We start from the raw sequence: 8,224 nt of genomic DNA, 5'->3' as shown, positions 1-8,224 counted from the left end.
CCCTGCCGGCCGCACCCGGCCCCGTACCGGAGGCCCGCGAGTCGCTGCTCCAGCAGGCGCGGGCCGGCGCCTCCTACGTCTTCCGGGACCGGCTGCTGCTCGGGCTCGCGCTCCGCCCGGCGGTCGGCAACGTCGCCTTCCTCGCCGTGGAGACCGTTCTCGCCCTCTTCGCGCGCGACCGTCTCGGCATGGACACCTACGGCTTCGGCCTGCTCCTCACGGCGGAGGCCACCGGCGGTCTGCTCGGCGCCGCCGTCGCCTCCGCCCTCGGCCGTCGACTCGGCACCGGAACCGCGCTGACCTGCACGGCCGCGCTCGAAGGGCTCGCCATCCTGGGTCTCGCCGCCGCCCCGAACCCCTACGTGGCCGGGCTCGCGCTCGCCGCCTGCGGGGCCGGCATGGGCGCGACGATGGTGCTCGGGCCCTCGCTCCGGCAGGCGATCGTCCCCCCGCACCTCATGGGCCGGGTCGCCTCCACCTCCCGCATGCTGGCCATGTGCGCGGCCCCGCTCGGCGCCTTCCTCGGCGGCTGGCTGGCCACCGCCTTCGATCTCCGCACCCCGCTCTACGCAGCCTCCGGCCTCCTCCTGACGATGACGGCCGTCACGGCGACCATGACCAGCAACCGCCGGGTCGAGGCCGCCCTGCGCGCCGCCGCCCCGGCCGACGCCCCCTCGGGCGAGCCGAAGTCCCGGACCCCCGCCCAGGAGAGCACCCCCGAGCCGTCGTGACGCCCCGGCCCGGCCGTCGCGGTCAACCCGGCCAATCGAGGACGAGGCGGCAGGAGGGCTTGTCGAGCACCGCTCCGGGCGGGAGCTGTCCGTCGGCGACGTCGACCGGATGAACCGTCATCGACGGGTAGCCGGTCGGGCGTACCTCCGCGTACCAGGTCCGCACGCAGGCCGTGAAGCGCTCGGCGAGCAGGGGACCTGACGGGCCGTAGGCATGCACGAAGAACTCGCTGAGACGGTCGGCAGGCTCCGGGCCGTCGGCGACCTTCCGGTAGGTCAGGTAGGCCAAGGAGCCGTCCGCCACGATCGCGGCCGCACCCTGCCGCAGAACGAGCTCGGACCCCTGGGCCGAGGTGAGGCGGCAGAAGCCGGCAAGAGTGGTGGCGGCATAGATCTGCAAGGTCGCGAAACTGAACCCACCCCGCACGACGAGCCCGGTCGTGACCTCGTACCTCGGCCCCCGCAACGCTTCCTCGAGACCGGTCGTGCCGGCAGGAGTCCCGTCCTCCCACCGCACGACGAACGCACCGTCGGCCGGCCGGACGGCGGGAGCGGTCCGGGCGGCGCTCCCGCGGTCGCGTACGAAGCCGCAGACCGTCCAGTGTTCGGCATGCAGCACGTCACCTCGCCGGACGAGGGTGACGGCACGGGTGAAGCCGCCGATCTCCAGCGGGACGACGAGCCGTCCACCTTCGGCCAGTTGCTCGCGCCAGGCGGGCGCGATGTCGGCCGCGTTGTGCGTCACGACCACCGCGTCGAATCCGCCGGCCGGTATGTGCCCGGGCGCACCGAGAGCGCCGTCGCCGAGGAGGGCGGTCACCCGGCCGCTGCCGGCCTCGGCGCAGAGCCTCCGTGTGCGGTGCACCACGTACGGGTCGATGTCGACGGTGACCACGCGGCCACGCTCGCCCAGAACGTGAGCGAGCAGTTCAGCGTTGTACCCGCCGGAGCCGATCTCCAGCACGGTCATGCCGGGCCTGAGCCGGAGGTGCTCGATCATGTCGGCCTGCAGCCAGGCCGCCGACACGGAGCTGACCGCCGCCTCGGGGGCCTCCCTGACGGTCACCACGGCAAGGTCGTCGTGGTAGGCCGTCTCCGGTGGAACCTCCGGCACGAAGCGGTGCCGTGGAACCTCGCGCAGTGCCGCCCGTACCCGCGAGGCAGGCGCCCAGCCGTCGTCGGTCACCTTCCGCGCCATCCGCTCGCGCAGTGCGACGGCTTCGGCCGGTTCGCCGCGCACGGCCGTGTGGTCGGTGGCACACGGGTAGGCATGCACGGGCGGAAGGCCGGTCAGTACACCGGGCCAGACGGCGGAGAGGGCATGGGCGCTCGGAGTGAACACGTTGCCGAGGGTGGCCAGGGCGTGCAGGTCGTGCCACTCCCAGCGCACGAAGTGGTGCGGCTCGGGCAGGCCGAGCGCGCCCTCCCAGGCGGTGACGCGGACCACGGCGGTGACCCGGCGCACGTCCAGCCGGTCGTCGTGGAGCACGGCGAGGACGTGGGCATCCTGCTCGCGGGCCGCCAGGCCGCTCTCCTCCGCGAGTTCCCGCACCGCGGCCGCGGGTACGGACTCACCGGTCTCGACGCGCCCTCCCGGGAGTTCCCACATCCCCCGGGCCGAGCGGCCCAGCAGGACGCGACCGGAGGCGTCGGTGACGACCACCGCGGCGCCGAACACGGCTTGAGGAACGGGCCGTGCCTTCTCCACGGCGGCGAAGGCCCCCGGGCCGCCCAGAACAAGGACCGCCAGCCCGTCCGCGTCGAAGCGCTCGCTGCGACCGAAGCCGTCACTCAGCGCGGAGAGTTCGTCCTCGTCCAGCGCGATGTGCCGCCGTTCCCCGGGAGTGCGCCGCGCGACCGGAGTGACGACGACCAGCCTTCCACCCTCCCGTAGGCGTGCGGCGAGGCGGCGCAGTACCCGGGAACGGTCGCCGATGAAGGCGATGGCCTGCCGCACGACGATCAGGTCGTAGGCGCCATCGTCCAGTGCGCCCGGTGCGCCCAGGTCGTCGTGCTCGACGTCCAGGCACATCCAGCGCACACCCTCCAGCCCGGCGTGCTCCTCGCGGGCCCGGTCCAACGCGCCGTCGGCGAAGTCCACTGCGTCGACCGTGCAACCGAGCGAGGCGAGGTAGGCGACCAGTTCTCCGGTCCCGCAGGCGACATCCAGGGCGCGGCCGCCCTCGGACGGTGGGGCGAGCCCGGCGAGCAGCCGTTTCTCCTCGTCCCCCAACTGCCGGAAGTCGAGGCCCTTCGCGTAGTGCGCGGACCAGTCGGCCCGGGTGAATGCCACAGACGGCTCCTGGTGCTCGAAGACAGGGGTGAGAGTTCGTCAGTACCGCGGCGAACGGGCGGTGCGCCGGGTTCAACGAGACGACCTCGGATGTCGAACACATGTCTTTCGGACGGAGCGCGGGCCCCGAGCTTGAGCCGCTGCTCGAAGATGTGGTGTGCACGGACCCTTGCGGCGCAGGGGCGCCTTGGTGCCGGCGGGTGGCCGAAACGCCGATGTCGCGATCGCGGTCCGGCTCGGTGCGTGGGAGTCGGGTCCAGCCGGGGGGTGGTCTGTGGTCCGGGCCGGTCGGCCGGACGCGTTCCTCCGTGGCCGCGCCCGCCGCGTGCCGATAAATCGCTTCCCCGCAGGTCGCCGTCGGCACGACACTTGCCCCCACCGCGGTGTTCGCGCCGGGCGAGGCCGGCCGGCCTCGCCCGTGTGCCGGCCGGCGGCCGTCCGTCCCGTGAACCGACCTGGAGCCTTCCGCCGTGACCGCACCCGACCTCGCCGCCCTCAACAGCGCGACGAAGTACCCGAGCATCCCCACCTACCACCGCCTCGACCCCAGGAACGGCGGCCTCGTGGAGGAGCCGACCCGGTTCACCGGTGACGTGCTCCTGACCGAGAAGGTCGACGGCACCAACGGGCGGATCGTCCTGCTCCCCGACGGCGACTACTTCATCGGCTCGCGCGAGGAACTGCTGCACGCGAAGGGCGACCGGGTGCACAACCCGGCCCTCGGCATCGTCGACGAGCTGAGGCCGCTCGCCGACCGGCTCCGGGCCGGCGACGCGCAGGGCCGCGTCACGGTGTTCTACCTCGAGGTGTACGGCCGCAAGATCGGCGGCGCGGCCAAGCAGTACACGGGCGGGAGCGGGATCGGTCACCGGCTCTTCGACGTCGCGTTCCTGCGGCCCGAGGACCTCGACCGGAGCCTCGAACAGATATCGTCCTGGCGGGACGGCGGCGGCCAGGACTTCGGCGACGAGGCCGCTCTCCAGCGGATCGCCGCCTCCGAGGACGTCCCCCTCGTCCCCCGGCTCGCCACGGTCCCCGGCGACCTGCTGCCCGCAGCCGTCGACGACATGGCGGCCCTCCTCGCCGAGCGTCTGCCGGCCACCCGGGTCGCCCTCGACGACGGCGCGGGCGGCAGCCCCGAGGGCATCGTGCTGCGCACGACCGACCGGTCCGTCATCGCCAAGGCCCGCTTCCAGGACTACGCACGCACCCTGAAGCGCCGCGCGCGTCGCTGACCCACGAGGCCACGGGGTGCGGCGCCTGCCGCACCCCGTGCCGTCCGCGGCGGGCCCCACCGGCCCGGCGGTGCCGCCCACACGGCTGAAACATCCCCACCCGACCCGGGAATCAGGCCGCCACGAGCTCCCGCTCGCGGTCCGGGGTGTCGACCTTCGGCTTCCTGTTCGGCAGCGAGAGCCGGAAGACCTTGCGCCACGCGGAGAACACCTGCTTGGGCAGCGGCCCGGTGACGTACTCCAGCTCGTACTTCTCGAACAGCGCGCGCACCTTCACCGCGACCTCGGCATACCGGTTGCTCGGCAGGTCCGGGAACAGGTGGTGCTCGATCTGGTGCGAGAGGTTGCCGGTCATGAAGTGCATGGCCTTGCTGCCGCTGATGTTCGCCGAACCCATCATCTGGCGCAGGTACCACTGGCCGCGCGTCTCGCCGTTGATCGACCGGCGCTCGAAGACCTGCACCCCCTCGGGGAAGTGCCCGCACATGATCACCGAGTGGGTCCAGAGGTTGCGGACCAGGTTCGCGGTGAAGGTGGCGGCGAGCGTGGTGAGGAACGACGGGCCCGACAGCAGCGGGTGGATCACGTAGTCCTTGAGCACCTGCTTGCGGATCTTGCGGCCCACGTCCCTGGCCCGCGCGCGGAACTCCGGGTTGTTGCGGCGGCGCTTGTGCAGATTCTTGCCGAGCTCCAGGTCGTACGCCGCGATGCCGTACTCGAAGAAGCAGGCGTTGATGAAGTTCCACAGCGGCTGGCCGAGGTGGAACGGGTGCCACTTCTGGTCCTCGTCGACGCGCATGATGCCGTAGCCGAGGTCGTTGTCCTTGCCGATCACGTTGGTGTACGTGTGGTGCAGCTCGTTGTGCGAGTGCTTCCACTGGTCGGCCGGCGAGACGTGGTCCCAGTCCCAGGTGGTGGAGTGGATCTTCGGGTCGCGCATCCAGTCCCACTGGCCGTGCAGGATGTTGTGACCGATCTCCATGTTGTCCATGATCTTCGCCACGGACAGACCGGCGGTGCCGAGCACCCACGCGGGTGGGAAGAACGAGAACAGCAGCACGCCCCGGCTGGCCAACTCCAGCTTGCGCTGCGCCGAGATGACCTTGCGGATGTAGGCGGCATCCTTCTCGCCGCGGCTCGCGATCACCTCGTCGCGGATCGCGTCCAGCTCGCGGCCGAGCTCCTCGATCTGCTCCGCGGTCAGATGGGCGGTGGGGTCGATGGCGGTCAAGTTGCTCCTACCGTTCGATGTCACAGGGGCCCGCAGCCGCGGACACGCAGGTCTGGATGAGGACGCCCGGCTCGGCCTCGGTGATCTCGCCGGTGCGCAGGTCACGGACGGCGCCTGCCTTGAGCGGCGTGACGCAGCCGAAGCAGATGCCCATGCGGCACCCGGAGGGCATGAGCACGCCGGCATCCTCGCCGACGTCCAGCAGCGGCGTGGCGCCGTCCGCCTCTACGGTCTTGCCCGTCGTGCTGAACGTAACCTCGCCGCCGGCGCCGGCCACGACGACGGTGGGGCGGAAGCGCTCGGTGTGCAGGCGCTCCGGCACGCCGTGCTCGGCCCAGTGCTCCTCGGCGGCGTCGAGGAGGCCCGCGGGCCCGCACGCCCAGGTCTCGCGCTCGGCCCAGTCGGGCACCAGCTCGTCGAGACGGGCGACGTCGAGCGTGCCGTCCGTGTCGGTGTGCACCTCGGTGAGCCGCAGCTTCCCGGCCGCGACCAGGTCGTGCAGTTCGCCGCGGAAGATCACGTCCTGCGGCCGCGGCGCGCAGTGGACCATGACGACGTCGTCGAACTCGGTGTCGCGCAGCATGCCCATCACGGGCGTGATGCCGCTGCCGGCCGTCAGGTAGAGCACCTTGCCGGGCCTGGCCCGCGGCAGCACGAAGTCACCGGTCGCCTGGTCGAGCTGGATCAGCGTGCCCGGCTTCGCTCTGCGGACCAGGTAATTGCTGACCTTGCCGTCCGCGATCGCCTTCACGGTGATCGTGATCCGGCCGTCCCGGCGGGCCGTCGGCGAGGTGATCGAATAGGCGCGCCACAGGCGCACCCCGTCGACATCGACCCCGACCCGCACGTACTGGCCGGCCGTGTGGCCGCGCCAGCCCCGGCCCGGCCTGATCACGACCGTCGCGGCGTCACCCGTCTCGGGGCGCACCTCCTCGATGCGTCCCCGCAGATCCGCGCCCGCACGCAGCGGGCTGACCAGGTCGAGGTAGTCCGACGGCAGCAGCGGCGTCGTCACCATCTCCAGCAGTTTCCACGCCCTGCTGCGGAGGGCTGTACTCGTCATGACTCCAGCTTGCTGGCCCCAAGGCGTAAAGTCCTGACCGCAACACGTAAATCTGGCCGACAGAATTGTTCGCAGGGAACAAACGTGAACCAAGCAATCCGGAGGGTCAGCGAGCTGGCCCTGGACGAGACCACGGTCGCGGCCCTTCGGGCCGGGCTGAAGGACACCGCCGACGAGTGTGTCCAGGCGATCATCGACGAGGTCCCCTCCTACGCCAACGCCCTGTCGGGCCACATGGGCGGCATCATCCGGCGGGCCGTCCGCACCGCCCTGGGGCACTACCTGGACCTGGCGAGCGGGAACGCCACCGGCGGCAACGCCGGTGACGCGGCCTACGAGCTGGGCCGCGGCGAGGTGCGTGACGGCCGTTCGATGGACGCCCTGCTCAGCGCGTACCGCGTCGGCGCCCGGGTGGCCTGGCGATGTCTGGCGGCGGGTGCCGTACCCGCGGGTCTGCCCGCGGCCGAGGTCGCCAAGTTCGCGGAGCTGACCTTCGCCTACATCGACGAGCTCTCCGCCGCGAGCGCCGCGGGCCACGCCGACGAACTGGCGGCCCGTGGCCGGGCCCAGGAGCGTCACCTGGAACACCTCGCCCGTGACCTCCTCGCCGGGGCGAGCCCGGACGTGCTGCTGGCCTCCGCCCAGCGGGCCGGCTGGCAGCCCCCCGTCTCGCTGACGGCGGTCCTGCTGCCCGCCGCCCAGGCCCGGCCCGCCTACCGCACGCTCGACGACCCGAGCACCCTCGTCCTCGACGATCTGCCGGACGCCACCGGTGTGCTGCTCGTCCCGGAGGCGGACCGGCCACATCTCCTGCGGCAGCTGGCCGACCGCACGGCCGTGGTCGGACCGGCCCGGCCGTGGACCCGTGCCTCCGCCTCGTACGCACGGGCCCTCCGCGCGCGCTCCCTCTCCTCCGGCATCCGCGACACCGAGGACCACCTGCCCGAGCTGGTGCTGAGCGCCGACTCGGACGCGTTCGCGGACCTGCGCGCCCGGGCCCTCGCACCCTTGCGGACCCTGCCCGACGCGACCGCACAGCGCCTGGAGGAGACGTTGCGGGAGTGGCTGCTGCACCAGGGCAGGCGGGACGAGGTGGCGGCGGCGTTGTTCGTCCATCCCCAGACGGTCCGGTACCGGATGGCGCAGCTGCGGGAGCTGTTCCCGGATCTCGCGTCGCCGCAGCAGGTGCTCGAACTGACGCTGGCGCTCGGTCGTCGGAGCGGCTGACGGTGCGCCGGTCCGCCCGGCCGGGCCCACGGGTCGGCCCGGGCCGGTCCGGCACACCGCGCGGGGGATGATGGGGACGGAACAACGGATGCGAGGGCAGGAGCCGCCATGACGAACCGGGTGCACCGACCCCGTGAGGACGCGGAGTTCGACTTCGTCCTCCGGAGGAGCGGGACTCCGGTCCTCGCGTACTTCGCCGGGACCTGGCCCAAGGCGATCGAGCCCTGCCGGGTGATGGACCTCGTCGTGGGCGGCATCGCCGAGGAGTACGCGGGCCGCCTGACCGCCGTCCGCGTCGACATCACGCGCTGTCCCGCCGCGACCGGGCGCTACGGGATCACCGGCGCCCCGTCCTGCGTCCTGCTGAAGGACGGAGAGGCGGTGGCGCACGGCACGGGGCCCATGACCAGTGCTGAGGTCCGCACGCTCCTGGACGGTCACCTG

7 protein-coding genes are annotated in these 8,224 nt (G+C 72.4%); 4 read left to right on the top strand and 3 right to left on the bottom strand.

The features are described 5' to 3' along the window. Window positions 1-731: MFS transporter (locus ACOV8S_RS23270; RefSeq protein ID WP_448319993.1), on the top strand; the 731-nt coding region annotated here is incomplete at its 5' end. A 22-nt stretch (window positions 732-753) separates the two neighbouring features. Here the strand turns inward: ACOV8S_RS23270 and fxlM are convergent. Continuing rightward, window positions 754-3,024, bottom strand: coding sequence for a methyltransferase, FxLD system (gene fxlM, locus ACOV8S_RS23265; RefSeq protein WP_448319991.1), 2,271 nt, complete (start codon window positions 3,022-3,024; stop codon window positions 754-756). Window positions 3,025-3,494: 470 nt separating this feature from the next. Here fxlM and ACOV8S_RS23260 point away from each other — a divergent pair, with 470 nt between their 5' ends. Continuing rightward, complete coding sequence (locus ACOV8S_RS23260) at window positions 3,495-4,259, top strand: RNA ligase family protein (RefSeq protein WP_448319990.1); 765 nt, start codon at window positions 3,495-3,497, stop codon at window positions 4,257-4,259. Between the two features lie 112 nt (window positions 4,260-4,371). On the opposite strand, the gene ACOV8S_RS23255 is transcribed toward ACOV8S_RS23260, so the two are convergent. Next, entirely contained in the window at window positions 4,372-5,490 is a 1,119-nt protein-coding gene (locus ACOV8S_RS23255; protein WP_448319988.1) for a fatty acid desaturase family protein, read from the bottom strand. A 7-nt stretch (window positions 5,491-5,497) separates the two neighbouring features. Beyond that, entirely contained in the window at window positions 5,498-6,508 is a 1,011-nt protein-coding gene (locus ACOV8S_RS23250) for a ferredoxin reductase (protein ID WP_448320136.1), read from the bottom strand. 129 nt (window positions 6,509-6,637) lie between these two features. Here ACOV8S_RS23250 and ACOV8S_RS23245 point away from each other — a divergent pair, with 129 nt between their 5' ends. Then, window positions 6,638-7,780 (top strand): PucR family transcriptional regulator, encoded by a 1,143-nt coding sequence (locus tag ACOV8S_RS23245; protein WP_448319987.1) that lies wholly within the window; start codon window positions 6,638-6,640, stop codon window positions 7,778-7,780. A gap of 108 nt (window positions 7,781-7,888) precedes the next feature. After that, window positions 7,889-8,224 (top strand): thioredoxin family protein (locus ACOV8S_RS23240; RefSeq protein ID WP_448319986.1); only part of this gene is annotated, 336 nt, incomplete at its 3' end.

It is taken from the genome of Streptomyces sp. CO7 (assembly GCF_053474865.1).
The sequence above is the reverse complement of the archived record's forward strand: the minus strand, read 5'-3'. Positions and strand labels throughout refer to the sequence as shown.